Genomic DNA, 16,419 nt, shown 5'->3' with positions numbered 1-16,419 from the left:
ATTGTTTTTGGAAAAGATATGGAATTCTTTACAAGACAATGATGTAGTAAAAGGAATTGTTTCTTCCAAGATTTCCTGCGGAAACCTATTTTTGATGGAAGAAGCCTTATTGTTGGTATCCAGCTTTAAGAAAGAACCAAAAAACTACATTGTTGTGAAAAAAAATATGTATGAGGCGCAGCAACTCTATAAACGAGTATCCCCACTGATGGACGAGGTGCTGCTTTTTGTCATGGAAGAAAGCTTGCGTGTGCAGGCAATCGCCAGCTCACCGGAAGATAAAGATGAAATGATTTATTCCTTAACACAGCTTGTTAAAGACAATAAGCCAAAAATCATCATATGCAATGTCGCAGCTTTTACAAGATATTTGCCAGATCCTGTCTTTTTTAGGGAAAACTGTATTCATTTGGAAATCAATCAGGAACAGGATATGAATACTCTAAAGAAACAACTTAATCGAATGGGGTATTCTCGTTTGAATTATGTGGATCGACCATGTACCTTTGCGTCACGTGGAGGCATTATCGATGTATTTAGTTTAGAATATGATCATCCAATACGAATCGAATTTTTTGATACAGAAATCGAGTCGATCCGTTTCTTTGATGAAGAAACACAAAGAACAATTGAAAGAATTGATTCAATTGATTTTGGCCCGGCAACCGATTTACTTTTTACAGATGAACAGATTTCAGAAATTCAACAGGAAGTACAGAAAAAACTGGAAAAAGAATTAGTTTTGTTGAAGTTGGAAGAAGATAAAGAAATGCTGCAGGATCATATTGAGGCAGATATGCGTTCTTTGGAAAGTTATGAACCGGAAAATATTTTGTATATTTATTTTGCTTATACAAAAGGATATCATCTGTTCGATTATTTGCAGGGAAAGATTATTTTTAGTTCCACTGAAGAAGTCCAACAATCTTTTAAGAAATTAAATGAAGAAACGATTTCTTATATGCAGGAGCGTGTACAGGATCATATTTCATTATCTAAATATATGCTTTTTCAGGATATTCATATGATCATGCAGAAAAATAATATCTTAGAATTTCATGAATTTTTAGATGAAAATTCTATTGTTTCAGGAATTTTTCCTTTAGAAAAAGCCGCTTTGCCTTTGATCAATCAATTGGATGCGATTGATAAAAAAAAGAAAATTTATTTCTCTCTGGAAACAAAACAGGCCAAACAAGTGGAAGCCTGTATGGCCGATAATGATATTACTCTACAATGTGAATTTATCGAACCTTGTTTTTATGAGGGATTTACATATCAAGATATTACAGTTGTAAGTGCCAGAGAATTATTTGTAGATGCCCATCATTCTAAACGATATCAAAAGACTTTTAAAGAGGGTCGTATCCTTGAAAATGTGATGGAGCTGGAAAAAAATGATTATGTGGTGCATGAACAATATGGAATCGGACAGTATCTGGGAATCGTCACGAGGGAAAATAAAGGAAAGAAATTAGATTATCTACATGTGATTTATCGAGGTGGAGATGAACTTTATGTTCCTTTATCCCAATTCCAACTGGTTCGAAAATATATTTCAAAAGAAGGTGCGGGCGTAAAATTATCACAGCTAGGAAGCAACGCCTGGCAGAAAACGAAAGAAAAAGTCAATCAGCGTGTGGAAGAGATTGCGGCTCGATTGGTCGAACTCTATGCTCTTCGAAATGAAAATATTGGATATGCATTTCCAAAGGATGATGCGCTACAAAAAGAATTTGAAGAAGCATTTGAATATGAACCGACACCGGATCAGATCAAAGCAATTCATGATATCAAAATAGAAATGGAAAAACCAAAACCAATGGATCATTTACTTTGTGGCGATGTTGGTTTTGGAAAAACAGAAGTGGCGATGTGCTGTGCCTTTAAAGCCATTGCCAGTGGCAAGCAGGTTGCTTTTCTGTGTCCGACAACAATTCTTTCTATGCAGCATTATCAAACTGTTCTGCATCGTTTTGAATCTACCGGTGCCAATATTGCTTTGGTAAATCGTTTTGTGTCACAAAAAGAAATTACACAGATTACAAAAGATCTAAAAGCCGGAAATATCGATATTATTATCGGTACACATAAATTATTAAATAAAAGTTTTCAATATAAGGATTTAGGATTACTGATCATTGATGAGGAACAACGATTTGGTGTCGAACATAAAGAAAAAATTAAAGAAATGAAAAGCTCTATTGATGTACTTTCTTTAAGTGCTACACCGATTCCTCGTACTCTACAAATGTCTTTGATTGGGGTACGCACGATTTCACAGTTAAATACACCACCAGCCAAAAGACATCCGGTACAGACTTATATCATGGAAAAACGAGGCAGTGTCATACAGGAAATTATTGCCCGAGAGCTGGCACGAGGTGGACAGGTCTTCTATTTATACAACCGTGTCGATCATATTCATACAACGGCCAATCATTTATCCAACTTATTTCCGGATGCCAATGTCGCCGTGGCACATGGTAAGATGGCTAAAGAAACGATAGAAGAAACCATGATGGACTTTGCCCAGGGAAAATACCAGATTTTGGTTTGTACTACGATTATTGAAACTGGCTTGGATATTGCCAATGCGAATACGATCATCATCGAAAATGCCGATAAATTTGGTCTATCGCAGTTGTATCAGATTCGTGGACGTGTAGGACGAAGAGATAAGATTGCCTACTGTTATTTAATGATCCAACCAAATAAAGAGTTAACGGAAACGGCACAAAAGCGTTTAAAATCGATCAAAGAATTTACCCGTTTAGGCAGTGGCTATAAGATTGCCATGCGTGATTTAACCATTCGTGGTGCCGGGGATTTATTAGGTCCTCAACAAGCTGGTTTTATTGATCAGGTCGGATTGGATATGTATCTGGAATTGTTAGGAAATGCGATTTCTCGTCATAAAGGAGAACCGGTATCCAAAGCGAAGGAAGAAAAAAGAGCCATGCTTGATTTTAAAGGGCATATTCCGCAACAATTTACAGAAAATGATGGTGATAAGTTATCTATTTATCAACAAGTACGAAAAATTGATACATTTAAAGATCTTAAATCATACCAACAGCGAATACAGGATTTATTTGGTAAAATTCCTAAAGAAGTACATCAGATCTTTGAACAAAGATGGTTTGATCTTTTTGTAAATCAAAAAGGAATTGAAAGTTTAAAAGAAGAAGAGAAACAATACGTACTGACATTTGATGAAGACTTTTCAGCACATTGTGACGGTATAAAATTGTTTGAAACGATGAATGATATCAATCGTGCAATTTCTTTGACATTAAAGAAACAAAAGATCATCATAACGATTCCGAAGAAAAAGAATAAGGATCTGCTGATGGAAACACTAAAAAATATTGAGGAGAAATTTTTATGAGACTGGATAAATACTTAAAAACGGCTCGTATCTTAAAGAGAAGGGAAGCGGCCAAAGAATTGGCCCTTCAATCTCGAATCTGGATCAATGATCGTATCGCAAAGCCATCTTCGGAAGTGCATATCGGAGATCAAATTCGCATTCGTTTTGGATATCGTCTTTTAGAGATTCAAGTTATGGATATTCAAAAACAAGTTTCAAAACAGAATGCTCAAACTTTATTTGAAGTGATTAAGGAAGAAAAAATCTATGAAGAAGATTAAAGTTGTTTGTGGTGTCCTTGTTCAAGAGGGAAAGGTTTTGATTGCCCAGAGAGCTACCGGAGATTCTATTGGGAAATTTGAGTTTCCGGGTGGAAAAGTAGAAATTGGGGAATCCAATGAAGAGGCACTGATTCGAGAATTTAAAGAAGAATTAGATATTGATCTGACTTCGGTGATCTTTTTGGAAAAGAGTGTTGATCATCAGGCCGGTAAAGAAATTGAATTATATTGTTTCCTTTGTTTTGCCGATCAGAAGCCTGAAAAATGCATTGTTCATTCTCAACTGGTATGGACAACACCGGAACATATATATGATTATGACTTTTTCGAATCTGATAGAGTCCTTGTTCAAAAACTCATGGAGGTATGGCCATGTATGAAAAAACCAATGAAATCAAAGTTTTAAGAGATCCTATTCACGGATATATTCATGTAGAAGATCAAGTGATATGGGATTGTATCAATGCCAGAGAATTTCAGCGCCTGCATGGAATTCATCAGCTGGGCGGCGATTTTCAAGTGTATCATACGGCAGAACATTCTCGGTTTTCTCACAGCTTAGGTGTTTATGAGATTGCCAGACGTATGATTTATGAAGTCAAAAGCTTAAATGAGGCATTGGATGAAGATGAAAAAATTCAAGTCATGTGTGCGGCCTTACTGCATGATCTGGGTCATGGTCCTTTTTCGCATTTTTTTGAATCCATTACACATGTTTCTCATGAAACTATGACACAGAGATTAATATTAGATCCAGGCACTGAAATTCATCAGGCTCTGGTTCAAGCTAAGAAAGATCTTCCGCAAAAAGTGGCTTCTATCATCGCCCATACACATCCACGTTTATTGCTTACACAAATCATATCCAGTCAGCTGGATGCCGATCGTATGGATTTTTTATTGCGGGATGCTTATGAAACCGGTACAAGCTATGGTACGTTTGATTTAGAAAGAGTGCTTAGAACTTTGCGTGTTTGTGAGGATAAATTATGCGTCAAGGAAAGTGGGGTACACTCCATCGAAGACTATATCATGGCGCGTTATCATATGTATTGGCAGGTTTATCTGCATCCGGATGCGAAAAGCTATGAATTATTGATTCATATGTTTTTTAAGCGATATATGAATATTCATACGCAAATCAGACCCATTCCTATCTTTGAATGTCTATGTCAAAGCGAATTAAGTACAGAAGATTTTTTACTGATGGATGAATACCGAATGATGGTAGGTTTTCAGGAGGCTTTACGATCGCAAGATCCTATTTTAAAAGATTTCGCATCTCGTATTTTAGATAGACATTTATTTGACTGGATCGAAGATCCGACAGAAGAGCAGGAATATGAAGTTAAAGAAAGAATTCAACAACGCAATTTAGATTTAAATTATTATTTTTATGAGGAAACAAGTCGTTATCAGGCTTATTTACCTTATCAGGAAAAAGAAGAAGGACAGATGATCTGGATCCTTACTTCCAAAAAGGAATTGTTGTCGCTATCCAAGTGTTCAGAAATTGTTAAGGCTTTATTGAAGATGCCCAATAAAACCAAAAAGCGTATTTATTTCGCAAAGGAAAATCGAAGATGAAAAAGATTGAATGGATCGTAAGTGATTTAGATGGAACGCTTTTAAACGATCAAAAACAAGTATCTAAAAAGAATCAAAAAGCCATTCAATGGTTATTTGAACATGACATTGATTTTGGTATAGTTTCCGGAAGACCGATCAAGACCATTTATGAAACATTAGATTTCTGTCATATCAAACCTTATGTTCGTTTTATTGTCGGCATGAACGGAGCTGCTTTTATGGGTATTTCAACGCAAGAAATCACCTATGCTCCTTCCTTATCACTGGATGTGATTCATAAAATTATGAATCATTTTAAAGGCTGGGATGTATGTTTTCAAATCTTAGATGAAAAAATTCGTTATACGAATCGTTCTACAAACTCTTCTATACAATACACTACAAAATGTCATGAAAGAGAAGTAGTGACGGATTTAATCGAATATAGTAAAAACCATAGAGTTTTAAAATTGATGATTTATTGTGATCCAGAAATTATGGAACAAGTACGTAATCATACCAATACATTAAAAGAGGATCAATTTTCGGCCATTCAGACGGATGATTGCATGCTTGAATTTATGTCTTCTGATATTCATAAAGGTTCCGGTCTTTTAAAGGTAGGCAAACAACTTCATCTGGATTTGAATACATGTCTATCTTTAGGAGATGCGGATAATGATGTTTCTATGTTTGATGTAACAGGTTATAGTTTTTGTGTTCTAAACGGAACTAAACTTGCCAAGGAAAAGGCAAAATACATACTTCCTTATACCAATGAAGAAGACATTATTGATAAAATTGTTTGCAAGTATATATAGATGTTTACAGATGGTAAACAAATGGTAAAAAATGTATATTTTCATAAACAATGGATTGAAATTTTGTATGAAAAAGCATACTTTAGTAAGGGGATAAATTTATGATGCACCAAATCAGAGAATTTGAAAAAAATCGTATCGTTCATCTTATTGTTTCGATTTTATTGATGATTGTCAGCGCCTTGATGCAATCGTATATCATGCAAGTATTTATGGATCCTTGTAACCTGCTGTCCGGTGGCTTTACAGGAATATCCATCTTGATCAGTCGAATTTTAGGCTTGTTTCAAATCGATTTTCCGGTTTCTGCAGGCATTATTCTTTTGAATTTGCCGGCTGCCATTCTTTGTTATAAGGAGCTGTCTAAACGTTTTGTGTATTTGAGCTGTTTACAGTTTGGTTTAGTTTCTGTTTTTCTGGAACTTTTTCAGTTTGATCCATTTTTTGATGATCGAACTTTAAATGTTTTATTCGGTGGCTTGCTTTGGGGATTTTCTATTGCGATGGCTTTGCGTGCCGGAGGAAGTACCGGAGGAACCGATTTTATTGCACAGTATGTGTCCAATAAGATTCATAAAGGAATATGGGATTATATCTTTATAGGAAACTGTATCATGTTGATCATCTTTGGATCGATCTTTGGATGGGTTTATGCCGGATATTCCATTGTTTTCCAATTCTTATCCACCAAGGCCATTTCCAGTTTGTATCAACGCTATAAACAGATCACTTTGGAAATTATCACAAAAGATCCGGAGCCCATTATTGAAACCTTTATGGCAACTTGTCATCATGGCATGAGTATCTTTGAAGGATACGGAGGCTATTCACATAGTAAGATTTATGTATGTAAAGCTGTTGTCAGTACGTATGAAGTGCAGGATGTCATTTATAATGTTCGGCAAACCGATCCTAAAGTCATTATCAACACCTATCATACCGCCAATTTTTACGGTCGTTTTTACCAAAAACCATTGGATTAAGACTATATCACACAGAAAAGGCTGTGTGATTTTTTTTATTTACAGCTTCATTATTTTTGTTAAACAAACATTCCGTAGCATTTTTTTGTTTGCATTTTATGTAAATTGTGATATATTTCTAGCGCTATGTTTAAAATACAGTTGATTGATCATCTGAATCAGCAGATCCTTTATCAGGGAAAGGCTGAAATAGAGTACACAAATCAAGGTGTGAGGTATCGCTTTGCCAATGAAAGGTTTTCCTTCTCGTGGACAGCGTATAAAGACACTTTGATCATCGACAGTATTTCCGAAGTCCATGTACATTTGGTTCTTAGATCTTATAAAAGGACAAAGGGATGGATTCGTACCGAATTTGGCGAGATCGATGTATCTTGTTTTACACATCATTACGAGATGCAGGATCAGCGTATTGAAATACAATATGAATTGGATATGGAAAAACAAAGTCAAAGATTTGAATTTGTATTAGAAATAAAGGAGGCAGAATATGCAGTCCATTGAAATTGAATTAAAAAAAGCAATCCAGCAAGCGATTCAAAAAAGCTTTGATTTAGAAGTTTCTTTGGAACAGATTGCCATTGAGATTCCTAAAAATAAAGATCATGGTGATTTTTCCAGTAATGTTGCGATGCAGCTGACAAGAACGTTGAAACAAAATCCAAGAAATATCGCAACACAGATTACCGAAGCTTTGGATAAGGAAAGCTGCTCCGTTTCTTCTATGGAGATTGCGGGTCCTGGTTTTATCAACTTTACTTTGGATACCAATCGATATTCCAAAGTCATCGAAGAAATCTTGGAAAAGAAGGAAAATTATGGTCAACAACCATCCAATGGAATAAAAGTAAATTTGGAATATGTCAGTGCCAATCCGACCGGTTCTTTACATTTGGGTCATGCCAGAGGGGCAGCCTGGGGAGATAGCTGTGCGCGAATCATGAAGAAAGCCGGATACGATGTAACGCGAGAATATTATGTCAACGATGCCGGAAATCAGATTACGAATCTGGCTTTATCTTTGAATGCCCGCTATCGTCAGGCGCATGGCATAGATACGGAAATCGGTGCTGATGGTTATCTGGGTGACGATGTAAAAGAAAAAGGATATGCGCTTGCCAAAGAATATCCGAATCAATATTTAGAACCAACTCCGGAGAATTTAAATTTCTTTAGAAAAGAAGGAATTACCTTCGAATTGGATAAGATCAAAGAAGATCTAAAAGAGTATCGCGTTGAGTTTGATGTCTGGTCCAGTGAACAGGCAATTCGCGATGCCGGAAAAGTAGAAGAAGCGCTGCAGTTGCTGGATGAAAAAGGATATACGTATCGAAAAGATGGAGCCTTGTGGTTTACGACGACAAAATTTGGGGACGATAAAGATCGTGTCCTTCAAAAAACGGATGGATCTTATACGTATTTAGTACCGGATATTGCTTACCATAACGATAAATTCAAACGTGGCTTTGATGTGCTGGTTGATTTCTTTGGAGCCGATCATCATGGCTATATTCCTCGTTTAAAAGGAAGCATGACAGCTTTGGGAAACGATGCCAGTAAACTGCATGTGGATATCATACAGATGGTTCGTCTGGTATCCAATGGCGAAGAAGTCAAAATGTCAAAACGGTTAGGCAACGCGACGACGATTTCGGAGCTTGTGGAAAGTGTTGGTGTTGATGCGGCTCGTTACTTCTTTGTACAAAGAGCACTGGATTCGCATTTGGATTTTGATGTCGAACTGGCCAAGAAGCAGTCTAACGATAACCCGGTTTATTATGCACAATATGCACATGCTCGTATGTGCTCCATTCAAAAACAGGCACAGGATATTTCATTAGCCAATCACTTTGAACGATTAAATCATGAAAAAGAAATAGAGCTGTTAAAGACACTGCAGGAATTTAATAAAGTCATTACCGAAAGTGCTCGCACCCGCCAGGTTCACAAAGTATGTCACTACATTCAAAATCTGGCCTCTAAATTTCACAGCTTCTATAATGCCTGTAAAGTGTTAGATCCACAGGATATTGAACTTACTTCACAACGTTTAGCTTTGGTCAAGGCAACGCAGATCGTCTTAGCCAATGCTTTAGAATGTATCGGTGTACAAGCCGTAGAATCTATGTAAATGTTTTAAAGGAGATTTTAGTATTATGAAACAGTCAATGACCGATGTTGCCTATCAGATTTTACAAAGTGGCAAAGATGCCATGCCATTTATTGAATTATGGACTCGTGTATCCAAAGAATTAGGATTTAATGAAAGCCAGTTTGATGACAATATTGCTCAGTTTTATACGGATTTATCCATTGATGGGCGCTTTTTCAACATGCCGCAAAACAACTGGGATTTAAGAAGCCGTCATACTTTTTCAGAAAGCGTGATGGATACAGATTCAATCGCCATTGATGAAGACAGCGATGATGAAGACCAGGATGAAGCTCTGGATTTGGATGAAGAAGCCAAAGAAGATCAAGAAGACGAAGATTAGTCATTTTTTAGTCACTTTCCTTTTTAATAATAAAAGGGAAAGGAGAAGAATGCGCACGTTAAAGGCCTGCCGTTTGGCAGGCTCTTTACTTACTATTTAGAATAGAATACAATGAAGAACGAGGAAAATATATGTTTAAAAGTATAAAGTACGTTTTAAAAGAAAATTTTTCAAATTTATTTCGAATCTATTCCATTGCCAAATATGAACTATTGGCCGATATGCGCGATTCCAAGTTTGGAATCTTCTGGAATTTCGCATCACCGGCTATTCAGGTCTTTACCTATTGGCTGATCTTTGGTGTCGCCTGGAATAGAAAACCAGTCAAAATCAACGGAATTAAGGTATCGTATCTACCATGGCTGGTTGTAGGCTATGCCATATGGTGGTTCATTCAACCCTGTATCCAAAAAGGGTGCAGTGCCATCTTCTCAAAGACAGATGTCATCACAAAGATGAAGTTTCCTGTTTCGGTTTTACCGGCAACAGTAGTATGTAAAGAATTATTTAATCACGGCTGTATGTTGATCATCGCACTGATTACTTTGTTTTTATGTGGTTATACACCACAACTGAACTGGTTGTGGGCCTTTTATTATATGTTTTGTGCCTTTATGTTCTCAGAAAGTGTATCACTGATTCTTTCGGTACTGACCATGCTCTGGCGAGATATCAAAAAACTGGTAACGTCTCTGATTCGAATGTTTATGTATTTTTCACCGGTCATCTGGAATTGTACTTTCAGCAGCCATGTACCTTTTCACAATTTTTTGAATTCGATTATGAAGTTAAATCCGGTTTATTATATCATTCAAGGATACAGGGAGGCTGTCTTCTACGGGCAAAGTGTACTGGATCATCCGGTCTATACTTTATATTTCTGGTGTGTGGTACTGATCTTGTTTGCCATCGGCTGTATGCTGATGTTTAAATTCAAGAAGAAATTTATCGATATGATATAGAGGTGGATATGGCAGAATATGCAGTAAAAGTAGATCACATTTCCAAAATCTACAGTTTAAAAAATAAAAATAATCAGCATCGGTCCAACAAACGATTTTATGCTTTAAAAGACTTGTCTTTTACCATCGAAAAAGGAGATGTTGTCGGTATTTTGGGAACAAATGGTTCCGGAAAATCAACACTTTCCTTGATTTTGGCCGGCATCAGTGAAATTGATGAAGGGGCAATCGAAATTCATGGTGAACAATCTTTGATTGCCATTAATACAGGCTTAAATATGCAATTAACGGGAGAAGAGAACATTCGTGTAAAAGGAGCTTTATTAGGATTGAGAAAAAAAGAAATAGAGCGCATTACACAAAGCGTAATTGATTTTGCCGAATTGGGAGATTTTCTGTATCAGCCGGTAAAAAAATATTCCAGTGGGATGAAATCACGTCTGGGGTTTTCCATTTCTTTAGCGCTTGATCCCGATATTTTTATCGTTGATGAGGCTTTATCCGTAGGGGATAAAGGCTTTGCGAAAAAATGTTTGGATCATATGATGAAATTAAGAGATAACGAAGGAAAGACGATCTTTTTTATATCGCACTCTATTTCACAGGTTCAACAGTTTTGTAAGACGGGAATGTGGATCGAAGGCGGAAAGCTGCAGGAGATGGGAGATATTGAAACGGTCTGTGCACATTATTCAGAATATGTCGATCAGTTAAATGCACTCAAGCCAAAAGAAAAGAAAAAAATTCTGAATGAAAAATTTGAAGAACGTGTTTTACCAGATACAAAAAAAAGCTTTTTTTCAAGATTGTTGGGAGGATTATAAGATGAAAACAGTCATTACTTATGGAACCTTTGATTTATTTCATATTGGGCATCTGAATTTACTAAAGAGGGCAAAGGCATTAGGCGATTATTTGATTGTTGCGGTCAGCAGCGATGAATTTAATCGTGGTAAAGGAAAGGTCTGTCAAATCAAAGATACCGATCGCATGCAGATCGTAGAAGCCATTCGTTATGTTGATAAAGTCATTCCGGAAACCAGCTGGGAACAAAAAATAGAAGATGTCAAAAAATATAATGTAGATATTTTTGTCATGGGAGATGACTGGAAGGGAAAATTTGACTTTTTGAAAGAGTATTGTGAAGTCATTTATTTACCAAGAACGGAAGGTATTTCCACGACACAGTTAAAGGAAGAGTTAAAAGGCGATGAATAAGATCAGTATCATCATCCCTTTTCAAAAATATCTGCACTATTTAAAAGAATGTCTGCAGTCATTAAAAGAAAGCTCCTATCAAGATTTTGAAGTTTTGATCGTGTGTGATCATGTTGATGAACATGTGCAAAAAGAGATTTCAAGTTTGAGTGATCTATCGTTGCGTATTTTGTCATTGGAAGATGAAACAGGCGTAGCGGCTTGTCGTAATGAAGGCTTACAACAGGCGACCGGAGAGTATGTATATTTTTTAGACAGCGATGATTACATCCTGGAGGATACTTTATTTCATATGACCGAACATCTAAACGGACAGGATATGGTCTATGGAACGATACGCAATACATGGAACAATAAGGCTAACTTTTTAGATAAGCTTTCTAAAAAAGAAATAGATGCGGATGATGAAGCCGAAAAGATTCAGGCACAGGAAGAAAAGATTCAAAATCACTTAGACCGCTTTAAAGAGCAGAATTCGGATCGAATGCTTGCGATTTATCACACCATGGTCAAACGCAGTGGATTTCAGACCATCACCGTTTTATCGAATTTATACAGAAGACAGTTTTTGATCGATCATCAAATTTCTTTTGAACCAAGTTTTCGCTATTTCAGTGATCAGATCTTTTTAGTCCAGGTGCTGGAAAAAGCAGCCTCTTTTCTATCTGCGGAAGATGGTTGGTATATCAAAAGAAAGCACAATGATCCAATCAATGAGCCGAGCTTAAATCAGGAAGAAAGCGATACTCGTTTTGAAGAAAGATGTCTGGCGGTAGAATGTGCCAGAAAATTGATCGATGCGCAAGGACCGGTACGTTATTATCTGGATAAAAAGTTGATTCGCTATGTCACTAAGACAATGATCAAACGCATACGAAGATCGCAGGATGAAAGATGGAGAAACGAATACTTTATCCGTATTCAATCCACTTTATTAGATACGGCCCCTAGAGTATTAGATGATCTTTCTGCCAAACAAAAGCGAATCATTTTGTTGATGATGAAAAATGATCTAAAAGGTGTACAAAAGGCAATTCGCTGGAGTTTTGGTAAGGCAAAGCTTAAAAGCATCTTCGCGAATAAAAATAAGAATACGTTATATAAACTGGCCTATTATCATCGATATTTAAAAATGCCCATCAAAGAAAATGTGGTTTTGTTTGAAACGTTCATGGCGAAAAATTATTCTGATTCTCCCAAATACATCTATGAAGCTTTAAATCAGATGTATCCGGGAAAATATGAATGTGTGTGGGCCATCAATGGGAAACATGATATTCCGTATGGGGCAAAAACGATCAAACGTTTTTCTTTTCAATATGCTTATTATTGTGCCATAAGCAAATATCTTGTCTTTAATGTTCGACAGCCATTATGGTTTCGTAAAAGAGAAGGACAGGTATTTTTGGAAACATGGCATGGAACCCCGTTAAAGCGTCTGGTGTTCGATCAGGAAGAAGTCACCAGTGCATCTCCGAAATATAAAGAACAGTTTTATAAACAAAGAAAAGAATGGGATTATCTGGTCAGTGCCAATCCATTTTCATCTAAGACATTTAGAAGCTGTTTCATGTACGAAGGAAAAATGTTGGAATATGGATATCCGCGCAATGATATTTTATATGCCCCGGACAAAGAAGAAAGGGCAAGGCGTTTAAAAGAAAAATTAGGTATTCCTTTAGATAAAAAGACTATTTTATATGCGCCAACATGGAGAGATGATGAGCATTATGGTAAAGGTGAATATAAATTTACGCTGGCTTTAGATTTAAAGAAAATGAAGACTATGCTGGAAAAGGATTATGTGCTTTTGTTGCGAACCCATCATTATATTGCGGACAAGATCGATACGACAGGCCTGGGAGGGTTTGCGTACAATTTAAGCACTTATGATGATATTTCTGAAATTTATCTGATTACAGATATTTGTATTACGGATTATTCCAGTGTCTTCTTTGACTTTGCGAACTTAAAGCGTCCGATTCTTTTCTATACGTATGATATAGAAAAGTACAAAAATCAACTTCGAGGATTCTATATTGATATGAATACCGAAGTGCCGGGACCACTTTTATATACCAGTGAAGAAGTGATTGATGCGATCCTTCATATTGACAAGATACAAAAACGCTATCAAAAGCGTTATGACGAATTCTATGATCGCTTCTGTTGTTTTGATGACGGACACGCCAGTGAGAATATCGTTAAAGAGGTGTTTGGCTAGAAAGGAAGAAAGAATATGACCATCTTACGTTTTTTTAAAAAATGGGCAGGTAAGCTGATTCGTATTGTTTATCGATGCATCTATCGGTTGATACCGGTCGATGACAAGCTGGTCATATTTATTTCATTTCATGGGCGGGGATACTCGGATAATCCCAGAGCGATATTTGAGCAGATGCAACAGGATCCAAACTGGAAAGGGTATCGCTTTATCTGGTTTATCAAACATCATAAACAAAAAAATATCCAAATTGAAGGTGCCAAAATCAAAGAGTATTTTAGTTTTTCCTACTTTTATTATTTATCCAGGGCCAAGATTTGGGTGGTAAATTGTAAATTACCGCTTTATATCTGTAAAAAGGAGAATCAGATCTATTTACAGACATGGCATGGAACACCGTTAAAGAGATTGGCCCATGATATCGATGTCAGTGAAGATACCACCTTTTATCGTTCCGGTGTTTCCTATGAACAAATGTGTCACAGTTATGATGTCGATGTAGCTCGCTATAACTTTATGATCTCGCCCAATGCTTTTTGTACTTCGGTATTTCCTCATGCCTTTGGGATCGATCCTAAAAAATTGGTGGAAACTGGATATCCACGCAACGATTTTATTGCGAATGTAACACAGGATGAAATTGTATCGATCAAAAAAAGGATGAATTTGCCATTGGATAAAAAAGTGATCTTATATGCTCCGACATGGCGGGATAATTCGTATGTGGCGGCCGGCTATACATTTGAGTTAAAAGCTGATTTTCATTTGTGGAAAGAAATATTGGGTAGCGATTATATTGTGCTGTTTAAACCGCATTACCTGATCATCAATCATTATCAAAATGATGCTTCTCTACAAGGTTTTTTATACAATATTCCGGCAGAGGCAGAAATAAATGAATTGTATGTGATCAGTGATGTTTTGATCACGGATTATTCCAGTGTGTTCTTTGATTATGCGATCTTAAAACGTCCAATGTATTTCTATATGTATGATTTAGAAAGCTATGCCAGTGATTTAAGAGGATTTTATCTGGATATCACAAAAGAGCTTCCGGGCAAGATCTATCGTGATGAAAAACAACTTTGTGAGGATATTAAAAATGGCGTTTATGATGCGTCCCATGTAAAAGACTTCCACGATCGTTTCAACAATCTCGATGATGGACAGGCATCAAAACGTATCAGTAAACTGTTGATTGAGGCAAGGGCATGAAAATAGAAAAGATCATCTTAAATATTGTCTTATCCATTTTAAACGGACTTACATTCTTTATTCATCCTAAACAAAATCAGATCACGTTCATTTCGATGACGGCTGATCATTTGACAGGGGATTTCTATCAGATCAATCAAGCCTTAAAAAAAGAAGGATGTTACGACATTCAGTATTATTTGTTCCAGATTCATAAAACGATAAAAGGATATTTTCTATATTTTATTAACCTTTGTCATCAGTTGATTCAGATGAAACAAAGCAAATTGATCATTTTGAATGACAACAATTATATTGTTTCTAAATTTAAACCAAAAGAAACTAAGGTTTTACAAATATGGCATGCCTGTGGTGCCATAAAAAAGTTTGGCAATCAAATTGAGCGTTCTTATCCGATCCAAGGATATGATGCGGTTTTATGCAGCGCTCCGTATTGGAAAGAAGTGTATGCCCAGGCATTTGGCGTAAATTCAAGCCAGGTTTATGTAACAGGATTGCCGCGAATCGATGAGCTGTTAGATCCACAAAGACAAAAAACACAGAAAGAAAAGTTGTATGCGAAATATCCAATGATCAAAGAGAAAAAGTGTATCTTATATGCACCTACATTTCGTGGGAATATGGTCAAAGGATTTCAAGTGGCCAGCTTTGATATGAGAAAGGTATTGGATGCTTTAGGGGATGAGTATTGTATCTTATATAAGTTTCATCCATTATTGCCGGATATTCAAATCAATCATCTACGAGCTATCGATTGCCATGATGAAGATTTGTATGCTTTAATGCATGTCAGTGATGTTTTGATCAGCGATTATTCCAGTGTCATTTTAGATTATTCCTTACTGAATAAACCTATGATTGCCTATATTGATGATGTAGAAGAGTATGATCAAACGATAGGATTCAATCTGGACTATCGAAAGGAATTTCCAGGGCCTGTTTGTCTAAATGAAAGCGAACTGATCGATGCGTTAAAAGAGGGATATATCCATTTCGATATATCGCGCTTCCAACAAAAATATATGATTCATAAGGATGGGCAGAACACCAAAAGAGTAATTGAGAAAATTCATGAATTGATGAGAGGATAAAAAATCCTCTTTTTTTATACCCTTTTACCTGAATATGGCCTGATGGAATATAAAAAATAAAAATTTTTTCGCTAAGTTCAACTAAAAAGTTGATGTAGAGAATTAAAAATGATGTTTTTTAGTTTTGATAGAGTGTAAACACATCAATTGGCAGCTCAAAAGAACATATGTCTTTTGTCACAAAGGG

15 protein-coding genes are annotated in these 16,419 nt (G+C 36.3%); all 15 read left to right on the top strand.

The annotated features are described in order from the left end of the window. The first annotated feature begins 7 nt into the window (after window positions 1-7). The 15 genes from mfd to ACTQX6_RS07615 all read left to right on the top strand — a co-directional run bounded on the left by mfd (window position 8) and on the right by ACTQX6_RS07615 (window position 16,232). Entirely contained in the window at window positions 8-3,391 is a 3,384-nt protein-coding gene (mfd, locus tag ACTQX6_RS07685; protein WP_320863373.1) for a transcription-repair coupling factor, read from the top strand. Then, window positions 3,388-3,654 (top strand): RNA-binding S4 domain-containing protein, encoded by a 267-nt coding sequence (locus tag ACTQX6_RS07680; RefSeq protein ID WP_294688623.1) that lies wholly within the window; start codon window positions 3,388-3,390, stop codon window positions 3,652-3,654. The genes mfd and ACTQX6_RS07680 overlap by 4 nt, the downstream gene beginning before the upstream one ends. Beyond that, window positions 3,641-4,060 carry a (deoxy)nucleoside triphosphate pyrophosphohydrolase gene (locus ACTQX6_RS07675; RefSeq protein WP_294688625.1) on the top strand — a complete coding sequence of 140 codons (420 nt, stop codon included), beginning with the start codon at window positions 3,641-3,643 and terminating at the stop codon, window positions 4,058-4,060. Before ACTQX6_RS07680 ends, ACTQX6_RS07675 begins: the two co-directional genes overlap by 14 nt. After that, the gene (locus ACTQX6_RS07670) at window positions 4,027-5,241 is read left to right on the top strand and encodes an HD domain-containing protein (RefSeq protein ID WP_441657408.1); all 1,215 of its coding nucleotides are present in this window, start codon (window positions 4,027-4,029) and stop codon (window positions 5,239-5,241) included. Before ACTQX6_RS07675 ends, ACTQX6_RS07670 begins: the two co-directional genes overlap by 34 nt. Beyond that, entirely contained in the window at window positions 5,238-6,044 is an 807-nt protein-coding gene (locus ACTQX6_RS07665) for an HAD family hydrolase (protein WP_294688627.1), read from the top strand. The genes ACTQX6_RS07670 and ACTQX6_RS07665 overlap by 4 nt, the downstream gene beginning before the upstream one ends. A gap of 101 nt (window positions 6,045-6,145) precedes the next feature. Continuing rightward, window positions 6,146-7,027, top strand: a complete 882-nt coding sequence (locus ACTQX6_RS07660) for a YitT family protein (protein ID WP_117446685.1) — start codon at window positions 6,146-6,148, stop codon at window positions 7,025-7,027. A gap of 126 nt (window positions 7,028-7,153) precedes the next feature. Then, entirely contained in the window at window positions 7,154-7,531 is a 378-nt protein-coding gene (locus ACTQX6_RS07655; RefSeq protein WP_117446686.1) for a DUF1934 family protein, read from the top strand. Beyond that, complete coding sequence (argS, locus tag ACTQX6_RS07650; RefSeq protein ID WP_117446687.1) at window positions 7,518-9,158, top strand: arginine--tRNA ligase; 1,641 nt, start codon at window positions 7,518-7,520, stop codon at window positions 9,156-9,158. Before ACTQX6_RS07655 ends, argS begins: the two co-directional genes overlap by 14 nt. Window positions 9,159-9,183: 25 nt before the next feature. Next, a complete protein-coding gene (gene rpoE / locus ACTQX6_RS07645) occupies window positions 9,184-9,522 on the top strand; it encodes a DNA-directed RNA polymerase subunit delta (RefSeq protein ID WP_117446688.1) in 339 nt (112 codons plus the stop codon). A gap of 131 nt (window positions 9,523-9,653) precedes the next feature. Next, window positions 9,654-10,484 carry an ABC transporter permease gene (locus ACTQX6_RS07640; protein WP_117446689.1) on the top strand — a complete coding sequence of 277 codons (831 nt, stop codon included), beginning with the start codon at window positions 9,654-9,656 and terminating at the stop codon, window positions 10,482-10,484. Window positions 10,485-10,492: 8 nt separating this feature from the next. Further along, on the top strand, window positions 10,493-11,308 hold the full coding sequence (locus ACTQX6_RS07635) for an ABC transporter ATP-binding protein (protein ID WP_117446690.1): 816 nt from the start codon (window positions 10,493-10,495) through the stop codon (window positions 11,306-11,308). A 1-nt stretch (window position 11,309) separates the two neighbouring features. Further along, the gene (gene tagD / locus ACTQX6_RS07630) at window positions 11,310-11,702 is read left to right on the top strand and encodes a glycerol-3-phosphate cytidylyltransferase (protein ID WP_117446691.1); all 393 of its coding nucleotides are present in this window, start codon (window positions 11,310-11,312) and stop codon (window positions 11,700-11,702) included. Further along, window positions 11,695-13,926 (top strand): bifunctional glycosyltransferase/CDP-glycerol:glycerophosphate glycerophosphotransferase, encoded by a 2,232-nt coding sequence (locus ACTQX6_RS07625; protein WP_294688631.1) that lies wholly within the window; start codon window positions 11,695-11,697, stop codon window positions 13,924-13,926. Before tagD ends, ACTQX6_RS07625 begins: the two co-directional genes overlap by 8 nt. Before the next feature lie 15 nt (window positions 13,927-13,941). Continuing rightward, a complete protein-coding gene (locus ACTQX6_RS07620; protein WP_294688632.1) occupies window positions 13,942-15,141 on the top strand; it encodes a CDP-glycerol glycerophosphotransferase family protein in 1,200 nt (399 codons plus the stop codon). Beyond that, on the top strand, window positions 15,138-16,232 hold the full coding sequence (locus ACTQX6_RS07615; RefSeq protein ID WP_441657407.1) for a CDP-glycerol glycerophosphotransferase family protein: 1,095 nt from the start codon (window positions 15,138-15,140) through the stop codon (window positions 16,230-16,232). Before ACTQX6_RS07620 ends, ACTQX6_RS07615 begins: the two co-directional genes overlap by 4 nt. Window positions 16,233-16,419: the final 187 nt, after the last annotated feature.

The sequence above is a fragment of the Faecalicoccus sp. LCP19S3_E2 genome, assembly GCF_052121255.1.
GTDB lineage: Bacteria > Bacillota_I > Bacilli_A > Erysipelotrichales > Erysipelotrichaceae > Faecalicoccus.
The sequence above is the reverse complement of the archived record's forward strand: the minus strand, read 5'-3'. Positions and strand labels throughout refer to the sequence as shown.

What these genes read in the sequence shown, in the direction of transcription:
- ACTQX6_RS07680 (WP_294688623.1), top strand. Translation starts at nt 3,388, where the DNA reads ATGAGACTGGATAAATACTTAAAAACGGCTCGTATCTTAAAGAGAAGG.
- ACTQX6_RS07675 (WP_294688625.1), top strand. Translation starts at nt 3,641, where the DNA reads ATGAAGAAGATTAAAGTTGTTTGTGGTGTCCTTGTTCAAGAGGGAAAG.
- ACTQX6_RS07670 (WP_441657408.1), top strand. Translation starts at nt 4,027, where the DNA reads ATGTATGAAAAAACCAATGAAATCAAAGTTTTAAGAGATCCTATTCAC.
- ACTQX6_RS07665 (WP_294688627.1), top strand. Translation starts at nt 5,238, where the DNA reads ATGAAAAAGATTGAATGGATCGTAAGTGATTTAGATGGAACGCTTTTA.
- ACTQX6_RS07660 (WP_117446685.1), top strand. Translation starts at nt 6,146, where the DNA reads ATGATGCACCAAATCAGAGAATTTGAAAAAAATCGTATCGTTCATCTT.
- ACTQX6_RS07655 (WP_117446686.1), top strand. Translation starts at nt 7,154, where the DNA reads ATGTTTAAAATACAGTTGATTGATCATCTGAATCAGCAGATCCTTTAT.
- argS (WP_117446687.1), top strand. Translation starts at nt 7,518, where the DNA reads ATGCAGTCCATTGAAATTGAATTAAAAAAAGCAATCCAGCAAGCGATT.
- rpoE (WP_117446688.1), top strand. Translation starts at nt 9,184, where the DNA reads ATGAAACAGTCAATGACCGATGTTGCCTATCAGATTTTACAAAGTGGC.
- ACTQX6_RS07640 (WP_117446689.1), top strand. Translation starts at nt 9,654, where the DNA reads ATGTTTAAAAGTATAAAGTACGTTTTAAAAGAAAATTTTTCAAATTTA.
- ACTQX6_RS07635 (WP_117446690.1), top strand. Translation starts at nt 10,493, where the DNA reads ATGGCAGAATATGCAGTAAAAGTAGATCACATTTCCAAAATCTACAGT.
- tagD (WP_117446691.1), top strand. Translation starts at nt 11,310, where the DNA reads ATGAAAACAGTCATTACTTATGGAACCTTTGATTTATTTCATATTGGG.
- ACTQX6_RS07625 (WP_294688631.1), top strand. Translation starts at nt 11,695, where the DNA reads ATGAATAAGATCAGTATCATCATCCCTTTTCAAAAATATCTGCACTAT.
- ACTQX6_RS07620 (WP_294688632.1), top strand. Translation starts at nt 13,942, where the DNA reads ATGACCATCTTACGTTTTTTTAAAAAATGGGCAGGTAAGCTGATTCGT.
- ACTQX6_RS07615 (WP_441657407.1), top strand. Translation starts at nt 15,138, where the DNA reads ATGAAAATAGAAAAGATCATCTTAAATATTGTCTTATCCATTTTAAAC.